Here is a 25,556-nt window from a genome sequence, read left to right as displayed (position 1 = left end):
CGGTTTGGGCCACCCCGCCCGGCGGCGGCCGCCGCCCCGGCCGCGTGGGCGCCCCCGCCCCCGCGTCCGTTTTGGCGAGACGGACATCACGCCGCTCCGATTTGGCCTGGAGTTCACGTGCCGGTAAAGTAGATCTTGCGACGCGGGGTGGAGCAGTTCGGTAGCTCGCTGGGCTCATAACCCAGAGGTCACAGGTTCAAATCCTGTCCCCGCAACTGATGGGGAAGTCCGGACACTGGAAACAGTGTCCGGACTTTTTTGTTTCCCCGGCAGGTGGAAAAGCGGGCCGGGAAAATAGGGTAGTGTTGTTTCAGCGACGCGGGGTGGAGCAGTTCGGTAGCTCGCTGGGCTCATAACCCAGAGGTCACAGGTTCAAATCCTGTCCCCGCAACTATGAGAAGACCCCGACCGGCATATCAGCCGGCCGGGGTCTTCTTTTTCCTTGGATACGAGTAGTTCCTAGTATTCTCTTTCGCAGAGCCTCACACGTCGTGAGCACTTGGCCAGTCATTCTCGAGAGGAATGTTGTTCGATGTCCACACCCACGAAGAAGCCCGGTACCGCGGCGGGTAAGCGGTCGCGACTCTACTGGGGGGTACCTGCCGCCCTGGGAGGGCTGGTCCTCGTGGTGTTGATTACCAGGTGGCTGATGGGCCTTCCTGCCGTGGCTTCCTTCGTTGCCGACTATCCGGGACATTCCGGGCTTCCGGCCGCTGCTCCCGTGGGCTTTCCTGCCTGGCTTGCCTGGCAGCACTTCCTCAACGCCTTCTTCCTGCTCCTGATCATCCGGACCGGGTGGCAGGTGCGCACCACCACCCGTCCCAGCGGCCACTGGACGCGGAACAACAAGGGCCTGATCAAGACCAAGAACCCGCCCGCCAAAATCACGCTTGAGCTGTGGTTCCACCTGACACTCGATGCGCTGTGGATCCTCAACGGCCTGGTGTTCGCTGTACTGCTCTTTGCCACCGGGCAGTGGATGCGGATTGTTCCCACGAGCTGGGACGTCTTCCCCAACGCGCTGTCGGCCGCCCTGCAGTATGCCTCGCTGGACTGGCCCACCGAGAACGGCTGGATCAACTACAACGCGCTTCAGCTGCTGACGTACTTCGTGACCGTCTTCATCGCGGCTCCGCTGGCCTTCATCACCGGCCTCCGCATGTCCGGTGCCTGGCCCAAAAAGGCGGCAGGCCTCAACAAGGCCTTCCCCATTGAATGGGCACGGGCTGTGCACTTCCCCGTGATGATCTACTTCGTGGCGTTCATCGTGGTGCACGTGTTCCTGGTGCTCGCCACGGGAGCCCTCCGCAACCTCAACCACATGTACGGTGTGCAGGACAACGACGGGTGGTTCGGTTTCTGGGTCTTCCTCGCTTCGGTGGTGGTCATGGTGGCGGCCTGGTTCCTGGCCCGCCCGCTTTTCCTGCGGCCCGTCGCCTCCCTGATGGGCAAGGTCAGCCGCTGACCCAGGCCCGCCTGGGATTTCAGCCGTCCTTAAGCCGCTGGTAGGCCTCGAGTGCCCGTTCCCGGGACTCCGGGAGGTCCACCAGGGGAGCGGGATACCCCCGCAGGTCACCGCCGGCCTTCCACGGCTCGTGGATGCCTTTTCCGTCCAGTCCTGCCAGCTCAGGGATGTAGCGGCGCAGGTAGTTCCCGGCGGCGTCGAACTTCTTGCTCTGGGTCACCGGGTTGAAGATCCGGTAGTACGGGGAGGCGTCCGCTCCTGAGCCTGCGACCCACTGCCAGTTCGCGGGGTTGCTCGCGGCGTCGGCGTCCACCAGGGTGTCCCAGAACCAGGCCTCCCCGGTCCGCCAATCCGCCAGGAGGTTCTTGACCAGGAAGGACGCCGCCGCCATCCTCACCCTGTTGTGCATCCAGCCTGTCTGCCAGAGCTGCCGCATCCCGGCATCAACGAACGGATATCCGGTGCGGCCCTGCTGCCAGGCCTTCAGTTCCTCGCTGCCCAGGGACTGCCACTCAAAGCGGTCAAACTCCGCCCGGTAGTTACGGGTGGCCAGTTCCGGGTTGGTGTACAGGAGGTGCCAGCAGAACTCGCGCCAGCCGAGCTCGGAACGGAAGATCCCGACGTCGGCCGGCACCTCCCGCGGAAAGCTGCTGCGGATTTCCCGCCAGATCCTGAAAGGACTGACTTCGCCGAAGCGCAGGTGCGGAGACAGGCGGCTTGTTCCTTCCACCCCCGGCACATTGCGGCCGGTGCCGTAGTCCCGTGCAGGACCGTCCAGGAAATCCTCCAGCCGCCGGTGGGCACCTTCTTCCCCAGGCTCCCAGGTTTCGGCCAGCCCGCCGCTCCAGTCGGGGGAGGAGGGCAGGAGCTGCCAGCCCTCAAGCTCGTCCCCGGCCGGCATGCCACCTGTTCCCTTGGGCGGCGCCGGCAACTTCAGCGGAGCGTCGAGGGGGCCGCGCACGTCACCGTTCGCGAGGCAGGCCCGCCAGAACGGTGTGAACACTTTGTAGGGGCCGCCGGCACCGGTGCGGACCGTCCATGGCTCAAACAGGAGGTTCGCCTGGTAGCTGGAGGCTTCAATACCGTTTTCTCCGGCCCACGCCTTGACGGCGGCGTCAAGTGTGCGTTCCGGCAGGCTGTAGCGGCGGTTCCAGAACAGGTGGCCTGCGTTGGTCTCGGCGGCGAGTTGGCGGATTACCTCCTGCGCAGGGCCGCGGCGGAGGACCAGTCGGGAGCCGTTGGCCTCGAGCGCCGCCGCCAGGGAGGTGAGGGAGTGATGCAACCACCACCGGGTGGCCCCGCCGAGTGGCCGGACGCCCTCGGACTCCTCGTCGAGGATGAAGACGACCGTCAGGGGCAGGCCCAGCGCAGCCGCTTCCACCAGGGCCGGATTGTCGTCCAGCCGAAGGTCGTCGCGAAGCCAGACGATCGAGGTCACACCGGAGGAGTCCATAGCACCACGCTACACAGGGACAGGGACAGGGACAGGAAGGGCCGGGGCCCGTCCGTGGCCCCGGCCCTACTTCTTCACGACGGAAGTGGCGGCATGTCCCGCCTCCGTTCAGAGTTTGTCGAAGTCAGCTTCCTCGACGGTGGATGCCGAGGCCGCGGAACCTGAAGTGCCGAGGGCCGGCTTGGTTGAATTGCCCGACTTCAGGGCGGCCAGGCGCGCTTCGATCTCCACCTGCTCTCCGAGGTCTTCAAGCTGGTTGAACTGGGCGTCCAGGCTGGAAGCTGCGAGCTCCTCGTGGCCGCGGACCTTGGCTTCCTCGCGGCGGATCTTCTCTTCGAACCGGCCAACCTCGCTGGTGGGGTCCATGATGTCGATGCTCTTGATGGCGTCGTGGACCTGGGACTGCGCTGCAGCGGTCTTGGACCGGGCCACCAGTTCGTTGCGCTTGCTGGTCAGCTGGTTGAGCTTGCCCTTCATCTGGTCCAGGCCGGTCTTCAGCTTCTCCACCACTTCGCGCTGGGAAGCAATGCTCGGCTCCGCGCCCTTGGCCTCATTTTCGGCGGCCATCTGCCGCTGCAGGGCTACCTTGGCGAGGTTGTCGAACTTCTCGGCGTCCACCACGTCGCCGCTGGCGCGGAATTCATCAGCCTTGCGCGAGGCCGCGAGTGCCTTGTTGCCCCAGTCGCGGGCGTTCTTGACATCCTCGTTGTAGTCGTCCTCGAGCATCCGGAGGTTGCCGATGGTCTGGGCAACGGCAGACTCTGCTTCTGCGATGTTGTTGGTGTAGTCCCGGACCATCTGGTCCAGCATCCTCTGCGGATCCTCAGCGTTGTCCAGCAACGAGTTGACGTTAGCCTTTGCCAGCTGCGCGATGCGGCCGAAAATGGACTGCTTAACCATGGTGTTACCCTTTCGTCCTGCTCTGTGGTGACCACTGAATCCAGTGAACAATTATGTGGTGCGTGCCCGTGGGCCGGACTGCACAGCCTTTGGGCCAGCCGGGCGTCTAGAAGTCCCCGCCGCCGCCGGAGTCGCCGCCCCAGCCGCCCATGTCTCCGCCGCCGAAATCGCCGCCGCCCCAGCCGCCGCCGTCGCTGTGGCCGCCGCCCCAGCCTGCGCCGCCGCCTCCATGGAGGATGGAGTTGATCAGGATGCCACCCAGGATGGCGCCCCCCAGGCCCCCGCCGCCGCCACCGCCGAACATCCCGCCGCGGCCGTAGCCCTGGTTGGCGTAGCCGCCGAAGTGGTCCACATCCGCCTGCGCCAGCTGGGCGGCCTGCGCCGCCAGCGCGTGGGCCTGCTGGGCGTAGGTGAGGGCCGTGACCGGATCGGTGCGCGAGATGGACAGGGCGTAATCGAGGTTCCGCTGCGACTCGGCAAGCCGGGTGCGTGCCTCAGTGCCCACACCGCCGCGGCGAGCGGTGATGTAGTCCGACGTTGCGCTGATCTGCGCCTGGGCGGACATGATGGTCTGCTGGAGGGAGGCCTGGGCCCGGCGCGCCTGCTCCTGCTGGTCCCTGATGCCGCTGAGGGCCTGGTCCAGCGACTGGTGGGCAGTTTCCACCCGCTGCAATGTGGCGATCGGGTCAATCTTGCCGCCCTGGATTTCCGCCTTGACCTGCGCGAGGGCGCTTTCGACGCCGGCCACCGGTCCGGCCAGTTCCGGGTGTGCCCCGGACTGGACCATGGCCCTTGCCTGGGCGAGGTCCTGCGAGGTGTCCACAACGGCACTCTCGAGGCTGCTCCTGGCCTCGTCGAGGTTGGATGAAACCTTGGCGATGGCATCGAGGAGGACGTTCGTCTGGTGCAGGCTCTCCTCGGCTGCCCGGACAGCTACCGCGGCCAGGCTGTCCTCGCCCTCACCCAGCTTCTGCTGCGCGGTGGCGGTTGCATTCTGAACGAACGCCAGGCGCTCCTTGGCCTGCAGAATGTTGTCCGAGACCTGGGTGAGGGCGCTCTCGGCATACTTTGAGCGCAGCGCAGTGAGTGACTGCTCGGCCGTGTTGATCTTCGCGTCTGCTTCCCGCGCCCCGGCGTTGACCGTGGCCAGGGCCTGCGGAGCGTTCTTCTCGAGTTCGCGCAGGGAATCGAAGTCCGCTTTCTGCTCCTGCAGCGAGGTCAGGGCGGCTTCGGACCGGCGGATGATTTCGACAAGCCAGGTCCGCTGCTGTTCCTCGGTGTCAGGAATATGGTCGTCCAGCTGCTGCTGCAGCTTGAAGGATTCGCTCAGGTGGGCTTTGGCTTCGGCCAGCGCCTTGGTGAAGTTCCCGACGGCGGAATCTCCGTACTGCGCCTGGGCGAAGCCAAGCTCCTGCTCGCTGGACTTGATGGCGTCGTCCGCCTCGATCAGCAGGGAGCCGCTCTTGCGGCGCAGTTCCTCGATGCTCAGCGAGGCCAGAGGATCCGCCGGAGCTTCCTGTCCGCCGTGTCCCGCGCCCGCCGCCTGTCCTGCGGCCTTCTTTCGCTTGTTCCGGAAATAAAGGTAGGCGCCGGCACCACCGGCAGCAACAATTCCGGTTCCCACCAGGACAGCCGCTCCGGCACCATCACCGGGGACATTGCCACTGCCGCCCCCGGCTGCATCACCAATGGCCGCTGCGGCGTTGATCGCCGCCTGCGCGTAGTTGTTGTTCGCGAGCTGCGGGCCGATTGCCTTGCTCTTGATGTTCTCGATCTGGGCGGTGGTGATCTTGCTGCCACCCTTGTTGAGGACGTACTGCCTGGTATCGGTGGCGACCGCGAAAATCAGCGCATTGGATCCGAGGTTGGCCTTTTCGGCCACCGCATCTGACCAGGCTTCACGATCGGCGGGGTTCTCAAACTTCTTGACGATGACGACGTGCAGCACGGTGGCGTGGTCCGCACCAAGCTTCTTGATGGCGTCCTGGACCTCACCCTTTTTCGAACCCAGGACTCCCGACGGATCCACAATTTTCGTTGCGGGATCCAAAGTGACCGGTGGTTCGGCCCAGGCCGCGCCGGCGGGCATCGCCAGGAAAGCGGTTAGGCCGATCACGGCGAGGATACGTTTGAACTTTGACCGCATGTGCAACCCTTCAGCACGCCTGACGCCAGTTCGGGACGAACCGGTCGTCTGAGAATGCACAGCGCCCCCACGCTTGGTGTGAAGCCGCAGGTCGCTGTGGCAATTCATCTTGATTCTATGGTGCACCCCAGAGCCAGTCCATCGGCCCGACTATGCCACCAGCGAAACGCCGGAACCACCGCCGCCGGGGCTGGAAAGTCTTCAGCAAGCTCTCAGCAAACATAAGAGATTGTTCCAGCCGGGGAGTCCATAGTTAATGCAGACGAGGATGAAAGGAAGTCCCATGACTGAGAACCAGACGCCCGGGCAGGGCCCGAGGAACGACGGCCCGGACCGGGATCCCTGGGAGCAGCAGCACCCCGGCCAGCCGGAGGGCAATGCTGCCGGAACCGGTAAACCCGGCCCTCGGGAGTACCCCACCGAGGGGCTGGACCGGCACGGGGACAACCCCACGCAGGAGATCCCCGGCGCTCCGCGTCCGGTCTATCCCCAGCGGCAGCCGTTCTACGGACAGAACACTTCGCAGGAGCCGGCCCCCGGCCAACAGCAGGCACCGCAGCCCGGCCATGGCTTCTACGGCCAAGGCGGCCAGTACGGAGCCGTGGGCCTTGCCCCCAACCCCAAGGACGCGCCGCGGCGGAAGGCCTCGTTCGGCGTCGGTACGCTGGTGGCCAGCATCCTCGCTGCCGGGCTGGTGGGAGGCGGAGTGGCCACGGTCGGTTCCGCGGGACTGGTTAACACCGCTCCCGGCTCGACGGTGACCGGCAACAGCCAGCCGGGCACGGTCATCGTCAACAACAAGGACAACGTGAATGCCATCACGGCTGCTGCCGTTAAGGCGTCGCCCAGCGTGGTGACCATCAGCGCGTCCACCGGCAGCGCCGGCGGCACCGGCTCCGGCATCGTCCTCAACGACCAGGGGCATATCCTCACCAACACCCACGTGGTCACCCTGGACGGCCAAACGGCCAACGCCGCGCTCGAAGTGCGTACCAGTGACGGTCGTGTCCTCGGCGCCAAACTCGTGGGCACCGACCCGCTGTCCGACCTCGCGGTCATCAAGGTGGACAACGCCTCCGGCCTCACCCCGGCGACCTTGGGCGACTCCGGAAAGCTGAACGTGGGTGACACCGCCATTGCCATCGGTTCGCCCCTGGGCCTGACAGGCACCGTGACCGACGGAATCGTCTCCACCCTCAACAGGACCATCAGCGTGGCCTCCGCCGCCGCACCGGAAGGCGACAAGGCCGAGGACGATGGCGGCGGCTTCCAGTTCGCACCTCCCGGCGGCGGCGAAAGCCAGCAGCCGGCCAACCAGGGCGAAATTTCCATCAACGTCATCCAGACAGACGCCGCCATCAACCCCGGCAACTCGGGCGGTGCCCTGGTGAACAGCAGCGGCGAAATCATCGGCGTCAACGTGGCCATCGCATCAGCGGGCTCAAACGCATCGTCCACCAGCGGCAACATCGGCGTCGGCTTCAGCATCCCCATCAACCACGCCAAGCGCGTCGCCCAGGAAATCATTGACACCGGCAAGGCTTCCCATGGCCAGCTGGGCGTCAGCGTTCGGAAGAAGGCGGCATCCAGCACCTCGTCCGAGTTCTCGGTCGGCGCGGACGTGGCCACGGTGGAAGCCAACTCGGCTGCGGCCAAGGCCGGGATCAAGGTGGGCGACGTCATCACGAAGTTCAACGACCTCGCCATCGGTGAACCCAACCAGCTGACCGCGGCTGTCCGCGAACAGCGTGCCGGTGCCACCGTGAAGATCACCGTCCTGCGCAACGGCGCGGAACAGACCTTCGACGTCACCCTCGGCACCGCTGCCGGCTAGCAGCGGCGGCCCGCCAAGGCGTAGTCAGCAATGCCCGACGGCGGCGTCCCCACCTTGGGGGCGCCGCCGTCGGACATTAAACGATGGGCGGGCAGCGGGGGCAGCGGCGCGCATGTCCAGCCCACTGACACAGGCGTTAACGGAAGAGGGCGCCGGGGCGCGCCTATATGGTTAGCTAGGAGCTACCCGTATGCCGGGGCATTCCGCGGCCATGACCTCACCCGGCTGGCTGTCCACAAGCATGGAAGGCTGCTGTAAATACAGTGGAAGATACATTGAAGATCATCGTCCTGGTCAAGCATGTACCGGACGCGCAGTTTGACCGCCACCTCAATGGGGAGGACTACACGACTGACCGCGACGAGAGCATCCTGTCCGAGCTTGACGAATACGCACTCGAGGCAGCCCTGCAGCTGGCCGAAGCCCGCGGGGGAGCCAAGGCAGGCAACCAGGTCATCGCGCTGAGCATGGGCCCTTCGGGCGCCGTCAACGCCATCAAGAAGGCGCTGCAGATCGGGGCGACCGAGGGCGTGCACCTCACGGATGACGCACTGGCCGGTTCGGACGCCGCCGCCACGTCCCTGGCGCTGGCAGCAGCAGTCCGGCACCTGGGCAGCGTGGACCTGGTCATCACCGGCATGGCGTCAACCGACGGTGAAACCTCCCTCGTTCCCGCCCAGCTGGCCGAACGGCTCGGCCTCCCGCAGGTCACCTTCGCCTCCACGTTGGAGGTCGACGGCGGACGCCTCACCGCGCGCCGCGACGCTGACACGTCGTCCGAGACGGTGGAAGCACCGCTCCCGGCCGTCGTCTCCGTGACGGACCAGATCAACGAGCCGCGCTACCCCAACTTCAAGGGCATCATCGCAGCCAAGCGCAAGAGCATCACCACGCTCTCCCTCGCTGACATCGGTGTGGACCCGGCGCAGGTGGGGCACGCCGGTTCCTGGACCCGCGTGCTCAGTGCGGAGGAACGTCCGCCCCGGACCGCCGGGACCATCATCACCGACGAAGGCGATGCCGGCATCAAGCTCGTTGACTTCCTGGCCGCCCAGAAGCTGCTCTAAGAGGGACCACAGACATGGCAAAAGTACTTGTATTCATTGACAACCCCGGGGCTGCGCTCAAGAAGAGCAACCTTGAACTGCTCACTTTGGGCCGCTCACTCGGCGAGACGGCAGTTGCGCTGAACGGGACGCTGCACGACGACGTTGCGGCCACCTTTGCCGAGTACGGCGTCAGCACGGTGCTGTTCCCCTCGGCAGGGGACCTCGATGACTTCCTTGTTGCCCCGAAGGCTGCCTACCTGGCAGCTGCGGCTGAACAGGCCGGGGCCGGCATCGTCCTGCTCGACAATTCGCCTGAGGGCAAGGAGATCGCCGCGCGGGCGGGCATCCGCCTGAACGCCGGCGTCATCACCGACGTGGTAGCCGTGGACGCTGACGGCACCGCGCACAAGTCAGTCCTCGCGGGCTCCTACAACACCGCCTGCAAGGCCTCCACCGCGGTCAGCGTGCTGACCGTGAAGGCCAACAACGTCACCCCGGAGCCGGCTGCGGCGCCAAGCTCACCGGAGACGGCCACGGTGGACGTTCCCGCCGGCAGCACCGCCGCGGCCGCGCGGATCACCGCCCGGGAGCAGAAAGTAGCCAGCGGGCGCCCGGACCTGACCGACGCCCGCATCGTCGTCGCCGGCGGCCGCGGCCTTGATGGCGACTTTGGTCCGGTTGAGGAACTTGCCGACGCGCTGGGCGCAGCCGTGGGTGCCTCCCGTGCCGCCACCGACGCCGGCTGGATCAGCCATGACGCGCAGGTGGGGCAGACCGGCAAGACGGTGTCCCCGCAGCTCTACATCTCGGCGGGAATCTCCGGTGCCATCCAGCAGAAGGCCGGCATGCAGACGGCGAAAGTGATCGTAGCCGTCAATAAGGACGCTGAATCACCGGTTTTCGAGATCGCGGACTTCGGCATCGTGGGCGACCTCTTCGACGTCCTCCCGCAGGCCACAGCCGAGATCAAGAAGCGAAAAGGCTGACTCCTTGACTTCCTCTCCTGCACAGGAACAGGGCCCGTTCAACCCGGACATCCACCGGATTGGGCGGGTGCTCTGTTTTGCGGCACATCCCGACGACATCGACTTCGGTGCTGCGGGCACCATCGCCGGCTGGACGGCGGCCGGAGTCCATGTCAGCTACTGCATCATGACCGACGGCGACGCCGGCGGCTTCGACCCCGCCCACCGGGCGGACATCATCGCCCTGCGCGACGCTGAACAGCGCCGGGCCGCCGAACTGGTGGGGGTCACTGACATCCACTACCTCCACCAGCGTGACGGCTACCTTGAGCCGTCGCACGAGGTGATGAAGGGCGTGGTGAAACTGATTCGGGAAATCCGTCCCGACGTCGTGCTTTCCATGCACCCGGAACGGAACTGGAAGCGCATCCAGAAGAGCCATCCCGACCATCTGGCCGTAGGCGAGGCCGTGACGCGTGCTGTCTACCCGGCAGTGGAGAATCCGTTCGCCTACCCTGAACTGGCGGAAGCCGGCCTGGGGGCCTACAAACTGCCGTGGCTGTGGCTCTATGCCGGGCCGGAAGAACGGGAGAACCATTTTGTGGACGTCACGGAGCACGTGGAGTCCAAGCTTCGGGCAATCCATGTCCACGTCAGCCAGCATCCCGACGTGGAGGCGATGGAGGCAACCGTCCGGCGGGGCATGAAGCTGAATGCCGCACGCGCCGGCCTGCCGGAGGGGCGAAGCGCCGAGGCATTCCATGTGGTTGCGGTCAACGGTCCGGGAACCATCGCGGGCTTCTGACACATTTCCCCGGTGGGAAGACCACAGGCGAAAGCGCCCCGTTCCATGTCCTTCCGGAAGGTGGAACGGGGCGCTTTCAGCTGGTGCGGGAGCGTTCCCCTTAGGCGCCCAAGGGTGCGGCAGCCACCGTGGGCAACGTGGGCGACCGGGACCCGCCCGCCGGCTCCACGGTGATTCCCAGCGCCGCTGCGGAGGAGATCCCTTCCACCACAGCCGGCTTGGAAAGGGCTTCCTCGTCCATCAGGCCCTGGGATACGGGTGCCGAACCATCCTTGGGGATCAGCCACATCTGGTACACCTTGCCGGCGGGCGGCGCAGGAACGCCGTTCATCTTGACAACGGCGGCATCCTCGGAGGACGAAATGAGCAGGGTGGCGGTGCCGCCGCCGGCCACATCCACCGAGGCCTCCCGCAGGTCCCCTGCCCGCACCACCTGGTTGATGGGATCGTTCAGGTCCGCCAGGTATGAACCCACTCCCACGCCGCCGAGGGCGATGGCGGCCGCGGCGGCCACTCCGGCCAGCCAGCGGCGGGTGCCGGAAGGCCGTCGCCGTTCCTCCCGGCGCTGCCGCGCCTTGGCGAGCTCGTCCCCGGCAACCGGCTGCCCTGTTGCCGACGGCCCGGCGGGCGCGGCGGCAGGCCCCGCTGCGGGGGCCGGGCCGTCCGCTTCCGGGTGGTTGTCCTGTGCAGGAAGTTGTGCGACGATGCGGTCGAAAAGGTCGGACGGCGGCTCTTCCTCGACCCGGAAAGTCCTGGCCAGAGTTTCCCTTGCCTGGCGTACCCGGTCGAAAAAGAGGGTACGTTCCGATTCCGGGGCAGCCGAGATGTACTGCTCGATCGCCCGGCGTTCTTCGTCGGTCACCGCGTCCAGGGCATACAGCTCCGCCAGGTCCACGGCCCGGCCGGAAGCCAGGTCCATGGCTACGGTGTCACCAAACGAACTTGGACGGCCGTCGCGGCCATGGTTCATGTCACTCATCTCAACTCACCTCCAGACAGGTCTTCAGCCGGATTAATCCGTCACGGATCCGGGATTTTATGGTCGGTACTGCTGCGTTCAGGCGTTCGGCAACTTCCCGGTACGTGAGGCCGCCGTAGTAGGCCAGCCGCACCGACTCCTGCTGGGTTTCGGTCAGCGTTCCCAGGCAACGGACCACGGCCTCGGCTTCCAGCCTGCTCCCGACCTGGTCCGACACTGTGTCGTGGTCGATGTCCTGGGTGCTGGCGCCGTATTTGGCCTCGCGGTCAGTGGAGGACTGCGAGGACCGGACCCTGTCCACAGCGCGGCGGTGCGAAATGGTCATTAGCCAGGAGAGCGGGCTCCCGGCCTTGGGATCGAACTTCGCCGCGTTCTGCCACACCTGGAGGAAGACCTCCTGCGTGGTGTCTTCGCTGAGTTCGGGGTCGATCAGCACGCGGCGGGCCATACCGAAAACCCGGCGCGACGTGAGTCGGTAGAACTCGGCGAAGGCGGCCTGGTCGCCCCGGCCTATGCCTTCCAGCAGGACTGAAAGCCGGTGGCTGAGATCGGCCGGAGGGTCAGTTACCGCGGCATGGGCCTCGGAATGCGGGGCCTCGGAATGCTGGGCCTCGGAATGCGGGGCATTGGGGGTTTCCATTACTACCAAGCATAAGTGTCCGGACCGTGAATCCTCAGCAGTGCCGCCCCGGCTGCTGCGGGCGGTCCTGGAACGTGACTCCAGCAATGTCACCTGCAGCTCCTTGAACACGATGGAATGTTGTCGGGAGTGATTCGACGCCGCAGCAGGGGCGGATGGGTTGGCTGGGAAAAATGATACGGCCCGCCCGTTGTGTGCCTGGAACGGAGCGGGTCAGATCCTGGCGCCGGCGAAGCCCTGTTGGCGCCACGCTTCGTACACGGCGATGGAGGCGGCGTTGGCCAGGTTCAGGGAGCGCAGTGCCGGCAGCATGGGCAACCGGACGGTGGAGGTGACATGGGGATCTGCCTTCAGTTCCGCCGGCAGGCCCACGGATTCCCGTCCGAACATCAGGACGTCACCCGGCTGGTAGGAGATGTCCGTGTAGCTGGCGGCTCCGTCCGACGTAAAGGCGTACACCCGTTCCGGCTTCAGGTGCTGCCAGGCGTCCTCGATGCTCGGGTGCACAGTGACGACGGCGAGGTCGTGGTAGTCGAGGCCGGCCCGTCGGAGTTTCGCATCCGAAAAGTCGAAGCCTAGCGGTTCCACGAGGTGCAGTTCGGCCCCGGTGATGGCTGCCAGCCGGATGGCGTTGCCGGTATTGCCGGGGATTTCGGGGGCATGGAAAAGGATGCGGAACACGGTTCCATCCTAGCGACCGTTGCAGGCGCAGGGCGTCCAGGGTCAGTGCATGCCGCGCAGCAGCCTGGCCAGCACCGGAACGTTCACCGTATTGGGGGCCGGCCCGGCGGCAAGGAACTCCTTGAGGCCACGCACCATCCCCGCGGCATTGACCACCTGTACGGCTTCCAGCCCGCCTGCCGACCGGCGGTGGTTGTCGATCACCGGCTCATGGAGGTTGCCGTCCGGACTGAGCACGACGGTCCAGCCTGTGACATTCAGTTCCGGGAAGATGTCCTGCATGGCACGCACCACGTGTGCGAGCTGCGGCGGGGGGATGGCACGGCCGCCGTGGTTCAAGGTCCGGCCGTCCCAGGCATAGGCTCCCTTGGGCAACAGCATGGAGCCGATCAGCGCCAGCCGGTACCCGGACAGCACAGCATGGTCGATGTGGCTGTTGTCCGCGGGGGACTGGAGGCCATTAATGAGCCTGGCGGCCGGAATTGCCGGCAGGACCTGTCGGGTGAGGAGCTGGACGGTGCGCATTTCCCGCTGGATGCGTGCCTCGGCGCCGAATATTCCACGCTTCCGGGGCATGCCGTGGACCTGCTGGCTGGCGAGTTCCAGCGGGATAAGGGGAACGTCGCCGGCAGGAACGCTGTCGTACGCCGGGACGTAGACCGGGGGATCTCCGGCGGTGTTGCGGGCGTTGCCTGGCCGGTGGACGGTGGCAGAAGCGCGGCTGCCTGCCGCCGGGGCGTCGAAGTGCGGCTCCCTCCCGGCCTCGTCACCGCGGACAGTGCCGGCGGCGTAGGAGCGGTCGTAGGCTTTCCTGCGGATGGGGTCGATGAGGGTTTCATAGGCCTTTGTCACCCGCCGGAATGCTGCGGCATCTCCCCCGTGATCGGGGTGGGCCGTGCGGGCAGCCCGGCGGTAGGCCACCTTGATTTCCTTCTCCGTGGCTGTCACCGGCACGCGAAGCACCTGGTAATACGAGCCGCTGCTCTCGGTCAAGCACCCATCCTTTGGTTGATTCGGCCAGTCTTCGCAGGTAGCCCGGTCTGCACAGTTTAATGGCCCTGCCTGAACAACGACGTTCCGGCCCCGCCGGGTTCCCTGCGGCCGGCAGGGGCTGGCGTTGCGGGGCGGGGACCAGGGCGTTGGCCCGGGCCCGGATACCTCTAGACTCGTGCATGCGCGGCCGTCCGGCCGCGGCGGGATGCATTGGGGTAGGAATGGAAATGCCGGCGACGGCGGGAACGGCTGGCTGGGCCGGGCGGCGGCCCGTGCCGATACTGGCAGCCGCAATGGCGGCCCTGCTCATGGGCGGCTGCAGCGTTGAGGTACGGGACCCGGCGGCTCCGGAACCTGCGGCCAGCACGCCCGCAGTGGCTACGCCCACCATAACGCCGGGCCACGACGCCGAGGCAGTAGCCGGCCGGGACCTGCCCTTTGCTGCCGGCGGCACCCTGGCCCCGGGGGTGCCGGTTGGAATCTCGGATGGACTCAAGGAAGCTCCGGGCTGGAAGGCCGGGAGCCGCAACGTCGCGGGCGAAAGCCGGTACACCAAGGCCGACGGATGCCTGGTTGCCGCCAAAGCCCGCACCAACCAGAACGCCCTTGCCAGGGCTGATGACCGGGAATCGACCATTGCCCTCTTCGAATACCTTGATCCGTCCATCCTGCCCGGCTACCTGAAAACGGAGACCCTGCAGTGGGGCGCATCCCCGGAAGGGCCAGGGCGCGCGGTGGAGGTGCTGGCCCTGGAGCCGGCACCGCAGCCGGGCGGCAGGGCAACGGCTGTGCTGGCCAGGCTTTTCGGCACGGCCGGTTCGTCGGTCTATGTCTCCATCTCCTGCCCGGACGCCGCCTCGCTCGCGTCGGCCAGGTCCGACGTCGTGCGTTTCCTGCCTCTGGTCCCGCCGGCCGGCTAGCAGCCCCAGGCGCAGCCGCTCCTGCCTCAAGGCATGGACAGTAGAATTGGGAGGTGCCCGTTTACCTGGACCATGCCGCAACCACGCCCCTCTCACCTGAGGCGCTGGCTGCCTTGACGCGTGAGCTCGCGCGCACCGGGAATCCCTCCTCCCTGCACGGCTCCGGCCGACGCGCCCGCCGCGCGGTGGAAGACGCGCGGGAGGCCATTGCGGCTGCAGCGGGGGCCCACCCCTCGGAAGTCATCTTCACCTCGGGGGGCACGGAGTCTGACAACCTGGCCGTCAAGGGCCTCTACTGGTCACGGGTGGCAGAAAACCCTGCCCGTCGCCGCATCCTGTGTTCCGCCGTCGAGCACCATGCCGTCCTGGACACCGTGGAGTGGCTGGAGCGGCACGAAGGCGCCGAGGTGGCATGGCTTCCCGTGGACAGCGAGGGGGTCGTGGAACTGACCGCCCTTGAAAAGGAACTTTCCCGTGACCCGGACACCATTGCCCTGGCAACGGTCATGTGGGCGAACAACGAGGTGGGCACCATCCAGCCCGTCAGCCGGATCGTGGAACTGGCCCACGCCGCAGGGGTGCCCGTGCACTCCGACGCGGTACAGGCATTCGGTTCGCTTCCCGTGGACTTCAAGGCCTCCGGCTTGGACGCCATGTCAATCTCCGGGCACAAAATCGGCGGACCGGTGGGGGTGGGGGCCCTCCTGCTAGGGCGGGCGGTGAAACTGACGCCCGTCCAGCACGGCGGCGGCCAGGAACGTGACGTCCGCTCAGGCACGCTGGACACCGCCTCCATCGCAGCCTTCGCCGCGGCTGCGGAAATGGTTGCGGCCACCCTGGGCCAGGAGTCGGCGCGGATCGCGGCCCTCCGCGACCGGCTGATTGACGGCGTCCATGCACAGGTTCCGGAAGCCGTCCTGCGGGGTGCCCCAGGGAACGGCCGGCTCCCCGGGAACGCGCACTTCACCTTCCCCGGCTGCGAAGGGGACTCCCTGCTGTTCCTCCTGGACCTGGCAGGGGTGGAGTCATCCACGGGTTCTGCCTGCACGGCAGGGGTGCCGAGGCCTTCGCACGTCCTGCTGGCCATGGGCCTGGACGAGGAGACGGCGCGCGGAGCGCAGCGGTTCACCCTGGGCCACGCATCCGTGGAGGCCGACGTCGATGCGCTGCTGGCCGCGCTTCCGGGAGCCTATGCACGGGCGCGGCAGGCGGGCATGGCAGGACACGAGTCCAGTATCCAAACCGCAGGAACCCTGGCCCGCCGGGTGCCGGCCCAGGAATGACGGGAGCTTGCCGCGCCCGTCGAATTGACACCGCCGTAGAATAGATAGGCGAAGATCGTTTCCGGGTGACTGCCCGCCTTTTAAGCCGGCCTCCGGCAGTTCGGCCCCGGAAGTACCCCAACAGAAAGCAAACATGCGAGTTCTAGCAGCCATGAGCGGCGGAGTCGACTCCGCCGTTGCCGCCGCCCGCGCCGTCGAGGCAGGGCACGACGTCGTCGGCGTCCACCTGGCGCTGTCCCGCATGCCCGGAACGTTGCGCACCGGAAGCCGGGGCTGCTGCACCATTGAAGACTCCCGCGATGCATGGCGCGCCTGCGATGTGCTGGGCATTCCGTACTACGTCTGGGATTTCTCCGAGCGGTTCAAGGAAGACGTCGTCCAGGACTTCATCGATGAATACGCCGCCGGCCGCACGCCCAACCCCTGCATGCGCTGCAACGAACGGATCAAGTTCGCGGCACTGCTGGAGAAGGCCATCGCGCTGGGCTTCGACGCCGTGTGCACGGGACACTATGCCAAGGTGATCGAGGACGCTGACGGTAACCGCGAACTCCACCGCGCAGCTGACTGGGCCAAGGATCAGAGCTACGTCCTGGGCGTCCTGACCCACGAGCAGCTCAAGCACTCCATGTTCCCGCTCGCCGATACGCCGTCCAAGGCTGAAGTGCGTGCAGAGGCGGAGCGGCGCGGCTTGTCTGTAGCTAACAAGCCGGACAGCCACGACATCTGCTTCATCCCCGACGGTGACACCGCCGGATGGCTGGCGGAAAAGATCGATATGTCCACCGGTGACATCGTGGATGAAACGGGCACCAAGGTGGGCGAACATCCTGGCGCCAACGCCTTCACCGTGGGCCAGCGCCGCGGACTGAAGCTGGGCACCCCCGCCGCCGACGGCAAGCCGCGGTTTGTCCTTGAGATCCGGCCCAAGGAGAACAAGGTTGTGGTGGGCCCCGAGGCGCTGCTGGCGATTGACGAGATCCGCGGCATCAAAGTCTCCTGGGCCGGAATGCCCATCGCTGAAGTAGGGACGGGCGGGGACTTCGAATGCCACGCGCAGGTCCGTGCCCACGGCGATCCCGTTCCTGCCACTGCACGCATGGAGCCGGCCGGCCGGGATACGGAAGCGGGCGGAGGCCAGCTCGTCGTCCGGCTCGCCACTCCGCTGCGTGGAGTGGCCCCCGGGCAGACGATAGTCCTTTACCAGGGCAGCCGCGTGCTGGGCCAGGCAACGATCGACGCTGCCCGCTCGCTTCAGCGCGCCGCGCTCTAGACCCTTATTTTCGAGCACCGCCCCGGTTCCGCCGGGGCGGTGTTCTTTGTTGTGCGCGCCCTGGCGGGAGGACCGGGGCTCATTCAGGTAAATTTTGTGTCTCAACTCACAAAATCGTCCCGTCTGAGGGTTGACTCTCTGATTGAATCTAGGCATCAGCACCGCGCGCTTCCCGCCTGAGCACATGTACCCGTCAGCGGTCGGCGGGCGCGCACTCATCGAACAGAAAGTTCACAGATGACGAAGAGCAACAAAGCACTGCATGGCGCAATCGCGCTGGCAGGCATCTCCGCAATCGCACTGACAGCCTGCACGGGCCCCTCAGGCGGCGGCGGAACCTCAACCGGCGAGGCAGGAGGCGGTGCCATCACCTACGGCACCACGGACAAGGTGGTCACCCTCGACCCCGCCGGATCCTATGACGGCGGATCCTTCATGGTGATGAACCAGATCTACCCGTTCCTGCTCAACTACAAGCCCGGCACTGCAGACGCCGCGCCGGACATCGCCGAGTCCGCCTCCTTCACCAGCCCCACCGAGTACACGGTGAAGCTGAAGCCCGGCCTGAAGTTCGCCAACGGCAACACGCTGGACTCCTCGGACGTCGTGTTCTCCTTCAAGCGGGTCAAGGCCATTGACGACCCCAACGGCCCGGCCTCACTGCTTTCGAACATGGAAAAGATCGAAGCGACGGACCCCAACACCGTCGTGTTCACCCTTGCGGCCGGAAATGACCAGGTGTTCCCTGGCGTCCTCGCCTCCAACCCCGGGCCGATCGTGGACGAGCAGGTCTTCCCGGCGGACAAGGTCATGGACGACGACGCCATCGTCGCCGCAAAGCCCTTCGCCGGCCAGTACACGATTGAAAGCTACAAGAAGAACGAACTGGTCAGCTTCAAACCCAATCCGGACTACCAGGGCCTGCTTGGTAAGGCGGCCAACGACGGCGCAACCCTCAAGCACTATGCCGACCCGAACAACCTGAAGCTCGACGTGCAGCAGGGCAACATTGACGTTGCCGGCCGCATCCTCACGGCCACGGACGTCGCCGACCTCGAGAAGGATTCCAAGGTCAAGGTCCACAAGGGCCCGGGCGGGGAACTGCGCTACATGGTCTTCAACTTCGACACCATGCCGTTCGGCGCGAAGACGCCCGAAGCCGATCCCGCGAAGTCGCTGGCCGTGCGCCAGGCGATTGCACACCTCGTTGACCGCGACGTCATCGCCTCGCAGGTCTTCAAGAACACCTACACTCCGGTCTATTCCTACGTCCCCAAGGAATTCGAAGGAGCAGCGGAGCCGCTGAAGAGCCTGTACGGCGACGGAAACGGCAAGCCAAGCGTGGACAAGGCCAAGAAGGTCCTGGCCGACGCCGGCGTCACCTCCGTGGTTGACCTGAAGCTGCAGTACACGGACCGCTACGGTACGTCAGCTGCCGACGAGTACGCCCTGGTCAAGGAGCAGCTTGAGAAGTCAGGTCTCTTCGCCGTTGACCTGAAGTCCACGGAATGGACCACCTACACCAAGGAGCGCCGCGCGGACGCGTACCCGGTGTACCAGCTGGGCTGGTTCCCGGACTACTCGGACGCGGACAACTACCTGACCCCGTTCTTTATTCCGGGCAACTTCCTCGGCAACCACTACGAGAACCCCGCCGTCACGGAAATCGTGAAGAAACAGCTCGTCACCACGGACAAGGCGGAACGCAGCGATCTCCTGGGCCAGGCCCAGGAAGCCATTGCGAAGGACCTCTCCACGCTCCCGCTGCTGCAGGGCGCCCAGGTAATGGTGGCCGGAACGGATGTCAAGGGAGTCGAGAAGACCCTGGACGCGTCCTTCAAGACCCGTCTTGGCGTGATGTCCAAGTAGGTCCACTGAACAATCCGGCTCTGACCTAAGACGGGGCGGGACGCGGTGCGCCTGCACAGGTGCGCGTGTCCCGCCCCGTCTGCTGGTCGGGAAGCGGTGAACGCCCACCGCGGGCACCGCAAATAACAACCTGAGGCACCATGACTACATTGATCGACGCGCCGCCAACAGACGCGGACGGCTTGCTTCCGGCGGCCAAGAAATCCTCCGGCGGGGGATTGGGACAGTACATCCTGATCCGTTTCCTGCTGATTTTCCCCACAATATTCATCCTGGTGACTATGGTCTTCTTCCTGATGCGGATCACGGGAGACCCCATCACCGCGGCCATGGGCGGACGCCTGCCCGAGGACCAGCTACAGGCGCGGATCCAGGCTGCAGGCTACGACCGGCCCATCCTGGTCCAGTACTTCGAGTACCTCGGCCAGCTGGCCACCGGCAACTTCGGCCGGACGCTTACCGACAACCGGGCCGTCGTCGAAATGCTGACAACCTACGGCTCAGCCACCCTGGAGCTGAGCATCAACGCGCTGCTCGTCGCCCTCCTGGTGGGCATTCCCCTGGGCATGGTGGCGGCCCACCGCCGGGACAAGGCGCCGGACGCCGTCCTGCGGGTCTTTGCCATTCTTTGCTACGCCACCCCCGTCTTCTTCGCCGGCATGCTCCTGAAGCTGACCTTCTCTGTCTGGCTCGGATGGCTGCCGGTGGCCGGGCGGGCCAAGACCTCCAGCGAACTCGCCCTGACCTCCCTCCAGGCCCCCACCGGGATCTATTGGCTCGATGCCCTGCGGAGCGGCAACATGGCCGCACTCGGAGACGTCCTGGCGCACGCGGTCCTGCCTGCGGTGGCGCTGGGACTGCTGACGGCAGGGATTTTCCTCCGCCTCGTCCGGACCAACGTGATCGGCACCCTGGGCCGGGACTACATAGAAGCGGGGCGGTCCAGGGGCGTCAGCGAATACCGACTGGTCACCAAGCACGCCTACAAGCCCGCGCTCATCCCCATCATCACGGTGATGGGCCTGCAGATAGCGGTCATGCTTGGTGGCGCGGTACTGACCGAAAAGACGTTCGAATGGAAAGGCCTGGGGTTCCAGCTGGCCAACTACCTCACCGCGCGCGACTTCGTCGCGGTGCAGGGAATCGTGGTGCTGCTCGCCATCATCGTGGCCATGACCAACTTCATCGTGGACATCATCGCCGCGCTGATCGACCCCCGCGTGAGGTACTGACCATGAGCATCCCCACTGTTCCCGTCCCCATGGAAAATCCCAGGGCGCCCTGGTACCGGCGCCTGCCGGTGGTTTCACATTTCAACAAGAGCGTGGGCCTCCAGCGTGGCATGCTGGTGGCGGGCCTGATCCTCACCGGCCTCTTTGTCCTGACGGCACTTTTCGCGCCGCTGCTGGCACCTTACGGTTTCTCCCAGCTTTCCGACGCCGACGGCAACTTCCCCACGCAGGAGGCCCCCGGAGGCAAGCACCTTCTGGGCACAACGGTGGGCGGTTACGACGTCCTGTCCCGTGTCGTCTGGGGAGCGCAGACGGCCATCCTGGTGATCGTCGTCGCCGTCGCCATGTCCATCGTCCTGGGTGTTGCCCTCGGCCTAGCCAGCGGCTACCTTGGCGGGTGGCTCGACCGGATCCTGGTGGTCATCGCCGACGCCGTGTACGCCTTCCCGTCCCTGCTGGTTGCCATTGTCATGGCCATTGTCATCAGCGGCGGCCAGTCCAGCCTGCTTGGCGGCATCTTTGCCGCCGGCACGGCAATCACACTGGTGTTCATTCCGCAGTATTTCAGGGTGATCAGGGCGGAGACGGTCCGGCTCAAGGCCGAGCCGTTCGTGGAGTCGGCCAAGGTGGTGGGCGCTTCCAACATCCGCATCATGACCCGCCACATCTACCGCAACGCCACCCGCACCCTGCCGTTGATCTTCACCCTCAACGCTTCCGAGGCCATCCTCACCCTTGCCGGGCTGGGGTTCCTTGGCTTCGGCATCGAGCCGAGCTCGGCCGCTGAATGGGGATTCGACCTCAACAAGGCGCTCGCCGACACGACTTCCGGGATCTGGTGGACCGGCCTGTTCCCGGGCCTGGCGATTGTGCTCACCGTGGTGGGCCTGACCTTGGTGGGCGAGAGCATCAACGACCTGAATGATCCGCGGCTCCGGGGCCGCAAGAGCACGGGCGGCGGTTCGCCCGCGCCGGTGGACAACGCCGCCATCGCAACAGAAGTGAGGGCATCATGACCGTCAACATCGATCCGTCGTCCGGGGCCGGCTCCGGCCACGAGTCCGGCGGCGGCCGTCCGGTCCTCGACATCGACCACCTCCAGGTCACCTTCGCCACCGACGGCGGCCCGGTCCATGCCGTCAAGGACGTCAGCCTGGAAGTCCGGAAGGGAGAAGTGCTGGCCATCGTGGGGGAGTCGGGGTCCGGCAAGACGGTCACCGCCAAGACCATTCTGGGCCTGCTTCCGGAAACAGCCAGCAGCTCCGGGGCAGTGGTGATCAACGGCGCTGACGTGATCAGCGTCAGTGCCGCCAAACTGCGCCAGATCCGTGGCCGCGATGTCGCCATGGTGTTCCAGGAGCCGTCAACAGCCCTGAACCCGGTGTTCACCGTGGGCTGGCAGATCGCCGAAGGCATCCGCGCACACGCCGGCAGCGGCGGTAAGCGGGTTTCGGCCAGGGAAGCCAAGTCCCGGGCCGTCGACGCGCTCCGCAAGGTGGGCATCCCCGACCCCGAACACCGCGTCAACTACTACCCCCACCAGTTTTCGGGAGGACAGAAGCAGCGGGTGGTGATCGCCGCCGCGCTGGCCCTGAATCCGGGGCTGATCGTAGCCGACGAGCCAACCACCGCCCTCGATGTCACGGTCCAGGCAGAGATCCTGGAACTGCTGCGGGACCTGCGGGACAAGTACGGCACGTCCATCGTGCTCATCACCCACAACATGGGTGTGGTCGCGGACCTCGCCGACCGCGTGGTGGTCATGTACCAGGGGGACGTGGTGGAGGAGGCGCCGGCCCGCACCTTGTTCGCTGAACCCAAGCAGGACTACACCCGGAAACTGCTCGCAGCAGTGCCGCACCTGGGGCGCAACTCGGCGTCGGAGGGCCTGACCAGCCGGGCCCACCAGGATGAGGAAATCCTGGTGGAGGCCAGGAACCTCACCATCGAGTACCCCGGCAGGCTGGGAACGCCGGCGTTCAAGGCAGTGGATGGCGTCAGCTTCACCGTCTCCAGGGGCGAAGTCTTCGGGCTGGTGGGGGAGTCCGGTTCCGGGAAGACCACCATCGGGCGCGCAATCGCCGGCCTCAACAGGACCACCGGCGGGAGCCTCAAGGTCCTGGGCTACGAGATGCTGAACCTAAAGGAACGCACCTTCAAGCCGCTCCGGAAGGACATTGGCTTCGTGTTCCAGGACCCGGCGGCGTCCTTCAACCCGCAGCTGACCATCGGGGACTGCATTGCCGAACCCATGGTCATCCACACGAAGCCAAGCCCGGCCCAGGCGCGCAAGCGCGTAGGCGAGCTGCTCGAATCAGTCCAGCTGCCGGCGTCGTACGCGGGCCGCTACCCGCACGAACTGTCCGGCGGGCAGCGGCAGCGCGCCTCGTTGGCCCGGGCACTCAGCCTGAACCCCCGCCTGCTGATAGCGGACGAGCCGACGTCGGCCCTGGACGTGTCGGTGCAGGCGAAGGTCCTGGAGCTGTTCAAGGACATCCAGGAGGAGTTCGGTTTTGCCTGCCTGTTCATCAGCCACGACCTGGCCGTCGTGGACACGCTGTCATCCTGGGTGGGCGTGCTCTATAAGGGGAAGCTGGTGGAGCAGGGAATCGGGAGCCAGGTGATGGGAAGCCCGCAGCATGACTACACGCGGCGGCTCATCGCGTCACTGCCGGTGCCGGACCCGCAGGAACAGGCACGGCGCCGGGAGGAGCACCGGGCACTGCTCGGCATCTGATGGGTCGCGGCAAGCCCGGGGTTTGCGGCGCCGGTACCGGTTGCGGCGCCGGCGCTTAACACCCGGGCTATCCGCGTGCCCTCCCATAGACTTGAGCCATGACGCAGCACAACCCCCACTCTCCTGATTCCGATGACTACGACCCCTCCGCCAGTTCTTTGGCCGGCCAGGTGGACAACTCGGTGATGGCTGAGCTGCTGTCCATCCGTTCCAGCATCGACAACATCGATGCGACCCTGGTCTATCTGCTGGCTGAGCGCTTCAAAGCCACCCAGAAGGTGGGGTTCCTCAAGGCCGCCCACCGGCTCCCCGCCGGCGACCCCGGCCGTGAGGCAGCCCAGATCGCCAGGCTGCGAAGGCTGGCCGAGGATGCGCACCTGGATCCAGCGTTCGCGGAAAAATTCCTGAATTTCATCATCGGCGAGGTCATCAGGCATCACGAGGCGATTGCCGAAGACCACGAGGCGGCCTCCGGACAGCACCCGCAGGCACCAGCACGCGCGTGAGCCGGGACGAACGGCGCCGCGCCGACGCCAGCACCGGACCGGAGAACGGGGCTCCGACGCGTCAGGTGACGGCCACCGCGCTGGGACCCTGGCCGGGTGAAGATCCGGTGGAAGCGGCAAAAATCATCCGCGGCGAGCTGGGCAGCCCCCACCTGCCGTTCCTCGCCGAGCTGCCGGACCGGGGCGTCGGCTCTGATGCCCTGGGACGCACTGCCTGCCTCCTGGAGGAGCTGGCGGTCGACGTCCAGCCGTATGGCTGGCGGCTCGTGGACCGTCCCGGCAAGGACTTCCGGCGTGCGGCCTCCGCCCTTGCCACGGACATCAATGTCCTGGCCGACGTGGCCGGGACCGAGGAAAATCCGGCAGCCGAAATCAAGGTGCAGCTGGTGGGGCCGCTGAGCCTTGCGGCCGGGCTCCACCTGCACAACGGCGAACGGGCACTCATCGACTACGGGGCCCGCCGGGACCTTGCGGCTTCCCTTGCCGCCGGTGTGGGACGGTACCTCTCGCGGGTTGCCGCTGCCGTGCCGGGTGCCCGGCTGGTGGTCCAGGTGGATGAGCCGGACATCGCCGCGGTGCTGGCCGGCACCATCCCCACCTCCAGCGGCTACCGCACCCTGCGTGCTGTGGCCGCCTCCGAAGTACGGGAATCGTGGCGGGTGGTCCTGGACGCACTGCGCGCGTTCGGCGCAGCCGAAGTCGTCATAGCCGTGCCGGCGATCGAGGCGCCCTTCGAGCAGATCCTCGCGGCAGGAGCCGACGGCATTGCCGTTCCGTTTAACGCCCTGACTTCCCGGCAGTGGGAACAGTTGGCTGGAGCGGTTGAGGCGGACAAGCGCCTGTGGATCGGCGCGCTGGATACTGCGGGACGGTCCCTGCCAAAGGTGTCGGACTGCGTCGAGGGCGTGTGGCGCCCCTGGCGCCAGCTGGGGCTGCCCGCCACAGCGCTTGGCACCGTGCGGATCACTCCCTCGCAGGGGCTGGCCGGCGGCACCCCGGCACAGGCCACGGCGGTCCTCGGACGCCTCACGCAGGTGGCGGATGGGCTGAACCAGCTGGCGCTGGGATAGCGGGACTCAGACCCGGTTTTCCCAACGGTCCGGCTGCGCGTAGCGGGGCAGGAAACTCTGGGCTGAACTGCCGCCGGTGTAGGGGCGCAGCCTGTAGTCGAAGCTGCCGGCATACACCAGCACCAGGCCGATCTGCGGCTGGATCACCTTTACCTGGATGCGGTGCTTGCCCGCGGCGCCGTCGGCCGGGTCCCACCACTGTTCCGCGTATGCTTTGGCATCCAAGGCGGCGGGAAGGGGGATGCGGAGGGGGCCAATGAAGAGCCGGGAGGCTTCGGAGATGCCGCGAAGCCGGCCCTCCGGCGTGACGCTCAGGTTCAGGTCGGTCACCAGCCTCCGGTACCGTCCCACGTAGTCCACCAGCTGGGTGGCGCCGGCCCGGCGGGTCGCACTGGTGGTGTCCTGGAAGATCCGCGTCCGGCCCGGGAACCGGATTTCGCGGCGGGCTGTCAGGCTGGAGCGGCCAAAGGGGTCCTGGTAGGCATGGTTCTCAATCCGGAAAGGAATGTTCTCGCCGTACTCGGGGAAGAATGCTTCCTCCCCGCTGGTAAGCCGCAGCAGGGGGCGCAGCCATTCCTGCCGGCAGCCAACGACGTCGAAGGTCCCTTCCCCCACTCCGTAGCTGCCGGAACCCGGGGCCAGGGAAAAGTAATCCTGGAGCTCCGGCTGGAGCCGGGAAAAGTGCGCGCCGAGCGCCTGCTGGTAAATGGGAACGTTCAATGGGGCCTCCTGCGAAACGGTAGGACAAGATGCTGT

Annotated in this window: 22 protein-coding genes and 2 tRNA genes; 16 read left to right on the top strand and 8 right to left on the bottom strand. The window is 66.3% G+C overall.

Annotated elements, in window-relative coordinates; all coding sequences use genetic code 11:
- The first annotated feature begins 141 nt into the window (after positions 1 to 141).
- The 3 genes from ACQ3DC_RS01335 (at position 142) to ACQ3DC_RS01325 (ending at position 1,465) form a co-directional block, all read left to right on the top strand.
- Positions 142 to 215: transfer RNA gene (locus tag ACQ3DC_RS01335), tRNA-Met, on the top strand.
- A gap of 102 nt (positions 216 to 317) precedes the next feature.
- Positions 318 to 391: transfer RNA gene (locus ACQ3DC_RS01330), tRNA-Met, on the top strand.
- Positions 392 to 532: 141 nt separating this feature from the next.
- Positions 533 to 1,465, top strand: coding sequence for a cytochrome b/b6 domain-containing protein (locus ACQ3DC_RS01325; RefSeq protein ID WP_323056593.1), 933 nt, complete (start codon positions 533 to 535; stop codon positions 1,463 to 1,465).
- Between the two features lie 19 nt (positions 1,466 to 1,484).
- Here the strand turns inward: ACQ3DC_RS01325 and ACQ3DC_RS01320 are convergent, their stop codons facing one another.
- The 3 genes from ACQ3DC_RS01320 to ACQ3DC_RS01310 all read right to left on the bottom strand — a co-directional run bounded on the left by ACQ3DC_RS01320 (position 1,485) and on the right by ACQ3DC_RS01310 (position 5,964).
- Positions 1,485 to 2,918 (bottom strand): cryptochrome/photolyase family protein, encoded by a 1,434-nt coding sequence (locus tag ACQ3DC_RS01320; RefSeq protein WP_421092250.1) that lies wholly within the window; start codon positions 2,916 to 2,918, stop codon positions 1,485 to 1,487.
- Between the two features lie 108 nt (positions 2,919 to 3,026).
- Complete coding sequence (locus ACQ3DC_RS01315) at positions 3,027 to 3,818, bottom strand: PspA/IM30 family protein (protein ID WP_157241740.1); 792 nt, start codon at positions 3,816 to 3,818, stop codon at positions 3,027 to 3,029.
- A gap of 106 nt (positions 3,819 to 3,924) precedes the next feature.
- Positions 3,925 to 5,964 carry a TPM domain-containing protein gene (locus ACQ3DC_RS01310; RefSeq protein ID WP_430751362.1) on the bottom strand — a complete coding sequence of 680 codons (2,040 nt, stop codon included), beginning with the start codon at positions 5,962 to 5,964 and terminating at the stop codon, positions 3,925 to 3,927.
- 283 nt (positions 5,965 to 6,247) lie between these two features.
- Between ACQ3DC_RS01310 and ACQ3DC_RS01305 the strand changes: the two genes are divergently transcribed.
- From ACQ3DC_RS01305 to ACQ3DC_RS01290, 4 genes are all read left to right on the top strand, one after another.
- A complete protein-coding gene (locus tag ACQ3DC_RS01305) occupies positions 6,248 to 7,798 on the top strand; it encodes a trypsin-like peptidase domain-containing protein (protein ID WP_157241742.1) in 1,551 nt (516 codons plus the stop codon).
- A gap of 275 nt (positions 7,799 to 8,073) precedes the next feature.
- Entirely contained in the window at positions 8,074 to 8,865 is a 792-nt protein-coding gene (locus ACQ3DC_RS01300; protein ID WP_104998470.1) for an electron transfer flavoprotein subunit beta/FixA family protein, read from the top strand.
- Between the two features lie 14 nt (positions 8,866 to 8,879).
- Positions 8,880 to 9,833, top strand: coding sequence for an electron transfer flavoprotein subunit alpha/FixB family protein (locus ACQ3DC_RS01295; protein WP_157241743.1), 954 nt, complete (start codon positions 8,880 to 8,882; stop codon positions 9,831 to 9,833).
- A gap of 4 nt (positions 9,834 to 9,837) precedes the next feature.
- Entirely contained in the window at positions 9,838 to 10,617 is a 780-nt protein-coding gene (locus tag ACQ3DC_RS01290; RefSeq protein WP_157241744.1) for a PIG-L deacetylase family protein, read from the top strand.
- Between the two features lie 100 nt (positions 10,618 to 10,717).
- On the opposite strand, the gene ACQ3DC_RS01285 is transcribed toward ACQ3DC_RS01290, so the two are convergent.
- From ACQ3DC_RS01285 to ACQ3DC_RS01270, 4 genes are all read right to left on the bottom strand, one after another.
- On the bottom strand, positions 10,718 to 11,596 hold the full coding sequence (locus ACQ3DC_RS01285) for an anti-sigma factor (protein WP_430751361.1): 879 nt from the start codon (positions 11,594 to 11,596) through the stop codon (positions 10,718 to 10,720).
- 1 nt (position 11,597) lies between these two features.
- Complete coding sequence (gene sigK, locus ACQ3DC_RS01280; RefSeq protein ID WP_321213956.1) at positions 11,598 to 12,236, bottom strand: ECF RNA polymerase sigma factor SigK; 639 nt, start codon at positions 12,234 to 12,236, stop codon at positions 11,598 to 11,600.
- 213 nt (positions 12,237 to 12,449) lie between these two features.
- Positions 12,450 to 12,917: a tRNA (cytidine(34)-2'-O)-methyltransferase gene (locus ACQ3DC_RS01275; protein WP_321213955.1), complete on the bottom strand. Its 468-nt coding sequence runs from the start codon at positions 12,915 to 12,917 to the stop codon at positions 12,450 to 12,452.
- 42 nt (positions 12,918 to 12,959) lie between these two features.
- On the bottom strand, positions 12,960 to 13,910 hold the full coding sequence (locus ACQ3DC_RS01270; protein ID WP_430751360.1) for a J domain-containing protein: 951 nt from the start codon (positions 13,908 to 13,910) through the stop codon (positions 12,960 to 12,962).
- 227 nt (positions 13,911 to 14,137) lie between these two features.
- Here ACQ3DC_RS01270 and ACQ3DC_RS01265 point away from each other — a divergent pair, with 227 nt between their 5' ends.
- The 9 genes from ACQ3DC_RS01265 to ACQ3DC_RS01225 all read left to right on the top strand — a co-directional run bounded on the left by ACQ3DC_RS01265 (position 14,138) and on the right by ACQ3DC_RS01225 (position 24,800).
- On the top strand, positions 14,138 to 14,830 hold the full coding sequence (locus ACQ3DC_RS01265) for a hypothetical protein (RefSeq protein ID WP_421092257.1): 693 nt from the start codon (positions 14,138 to 14,140) through the stop codon (positions 14,828 to 14,830).
- A gap of 53 nt (positions 14,831 to 14,883) precedes the next feature.
- On the top strand, positions 14,884 to 16,113 hold the full coding sequence (locus ACQ3DC_RS01260) for a cysteine desulfurase family protein (RefSeq protein ID WP_370460658.1): 1,230 nt from the start codon (positions 14,884 to 14,886) through the stop codon (positions 16,111 to 16,113).
- A gap of 133 nt (positions 16,114 to 16,246) precedes the next feature.
- Entirely contained in the window at positions 16,247 to 17,386 is a 1,140-nt protein-coding gene (gene mnmA, locus ACQ3DC_RS01255; protein ID WP_157241748.1) for a tRNA 2-thiouridine(34) synthase MnmA, read from the top strand.
- A 237-nt stretch (positions 17,387 to 17,623) separates the two neighbouring features.
- Positions 17,624 to 19,255: an ABC transporter substrate-binding protein gene (locus ACQ3DC_RS01250; protein ID WP_157241749.1), complete on the top strand. Its 1,632-nt coding sequence runs from the start codon at positions 17,624 to 17,626 to the stop codon at positions 19,253 to 19,255.
- A gap of 140 nt (positions 19,256 to 19,395) precedes the next feature.
- Entirely contained in the window at positions 19,396 to 20,487 is a 1,092-nt protein-coding gene (locus tag ACQ3DC_RS01245; RefSeq protein WP_157241750.1) for an ABC transporter permease, read from the top strand.
- A gap of 2 nt (positions 20,488 to 20,489) precedes the next feature.
- Positions 20,490 to 21,503 carry an ABC transporter permease gene (locus tag ACQ3DC_RS01240; RefSeq protein WP_430751359.1) on the top strand — a complete coding sequence of 338 codons (1,014 nt, stop codon included), beginning with the start codon at positions 20,490 to 20,492 and terminating at the stop codon, positions 21,501 to 21,503.
- Entirely contained in the window at positions 21,500 to 23,224 is a 1,725-nt protein-coding gene (locus ACQ3DC_RS01235; RefSeq protein ID WP_157241752.1) for an ABC transporter ATP-binding protein, read from the top strand. The genes ACQ3DC_RS01240 and ACQ3DC_RS01235 overlap by 4 nt, the downstream gene beginning before the upstream one ends.
- 98 nt (positions 23,225 to 23,322) lie before the next feature.
- On the top strand, positions 23,323 to 23,730 hold the full coding sequence (locus ACQ3DC_RS01230; protein ID WP_157241753.1) for a chorismate mutase: 408 nt from the start codon (positions 23,323 to 23,325) through the stop codon (positions 23,728 to 23,730).
- 65 nt (positions 23,731 to 23,795) lie between these two features.
- On the top strand, positions 23,796 to 24,800 hold the full coding sequence (locus tag ACQ3DC_RS01225) for a hypothetical protein (protein ID WP_421092353.1): 1,005 nt from the start codon (positions 23,796 to 23,798) through the stop codon (positions 24,798 to 24,800).
- 6 nt (positions 24,801 to 24,806) lie between these two features.
- Here the strand turns inward: ACQ3DC_RS01225 and ACQ3DC_RS01220 are convergent, their stop codons facing one another.
- Positions 24,807 to 25,520, bottom strand: a complete 714-nt coding sequence (locus tag ACQ3DC_RS01220) for a DUF4166 domain-containing protein (protein WP_430751358.1) — start codon at positions 25,518 to 25,520, stop codon at positions 24,807 to 24,809.
- Positions 25,521 to 25,556: the final 36 nt, after the last annotated feature.

It is taken from the genome of Paenarthrobacter sp. NEAU-H11, from assembly GCF_050573415.1.
GTDB lineage: Bacteria > Actinomycetota > Actinomycetes > Actinomycetales > Micrococcaceae > Arthrobacter.
This window is presented reverse-complemented; position numbering and strand designations above follow the sequence as displayed.

Bases quoted from the DNA above. Each gene is read 5' to 3' on its own strand.
- ACQ3DC_RS01325 (WP_323056593.1), top strand. From the start codon at position 533: ATGTCCACACCCACGAAGAAGCCCGGTACCGCGGCGGGTAAGCGGTCG.
- ACQ3DC_RS01320 (WP_421092250.1), bottom strand. From the start codon at position 2,918: ATGGACTCCTCCGGTGTGACCTCGATCGTCTGGCTTCGCGACGACCTT.
- ACQ3DC_RS01315 (WP_157241740.1), bottom strand. From the start codon at position 3,818: ATGGTTAAGCAGTCCATTTTCGGCCGCATCGCGCAGCTGGCAAAGGCT.
- ACQ3DC_RS01310 (WP_430751362.1), bottom strand. From the start codon at position 5,964: ATGCGGTCAAAGTTCAAACGTATCCTCGCCGTGATCGGCCTAACCGCT.
- ACQ3DC_RS01305 (WP_157241742.1), top strand. From the start codon at position 6,248: ATGACTGAGAACCAGACGCCCGGGCAGGGCCCGAGGAACGACGGCCCG.
- ACQ3DC_RS01295 (WP_157241743.1), top strand. From the start codon at position 8,880: ATGGCAAAAGTACTTGTATTCATTGACAACCCCGGGGCTGCGCTCAAG.
- ACQ3DC_RS01285 (WP_430751361.1), bottom strand. From the start codon at position 11,596: ATGAGTGACATGAACCATGGCCGCGACGGCCGTCCAAGTTCGTTTGGT.
- sigK (WP_321213956.1), bottom strand. From the start codon at position 12,236: ATGGAAACCCCCAATGCCCCGCATTCCGAGGCCCAGCATTCCGAGGCC.
- ACQ3DC_RS01265 (WP_421092257.1), top strand. From the start codon at position 14,138: ATGCCGGCGACGGCGGGAACGGCTGGCTGGGCCGGGCGGCGGCCCGTG.
- mnmA (WP_157241748.1), top strand. From the start codon at position 16,247: ATGCGAGTTCTAGCAGCCATGAGCGGCGGAGTCGACTCCGCCGTTGCC.
- ACQ3DC_RS01250 (WP_157241749.1), top strand. From the start codon at position 17,624: ATGACGAAGAGCAACAAAGCACTGCATGGCGCAATCGCGCTGGCAGGC.
- ACQ3DC_RS01245 (WP_157241750.1), top strand. From the start codon at position 19,396: ATGACTACATTGATCGACGCGCCGCCAACAGACGCGGACGGCTTGCTT.
- ACQ3DC_RS01240 (WP_430751359.1), top strand. From the start codon at position 20,490: ATGAGCATCCCCACTGTTCCCGTCCCCATGGAAAATCCCAGGGCGCCC.
- ACQ3DC_RS01235 (WP_157241752.1), top strand. From the start codon at position 21,500: ATGACCGTCAACATCGATCCGTCGTCCGGGGCCGGCTCCGGCCACGAG.
- ACQ3DC_RS01230 (WP_157241753.1), top strand. From the start codon at position 23,323: ATGACGCAGCACAACCCCCACTCTCCTGATTCCGATGACTACGACCCC.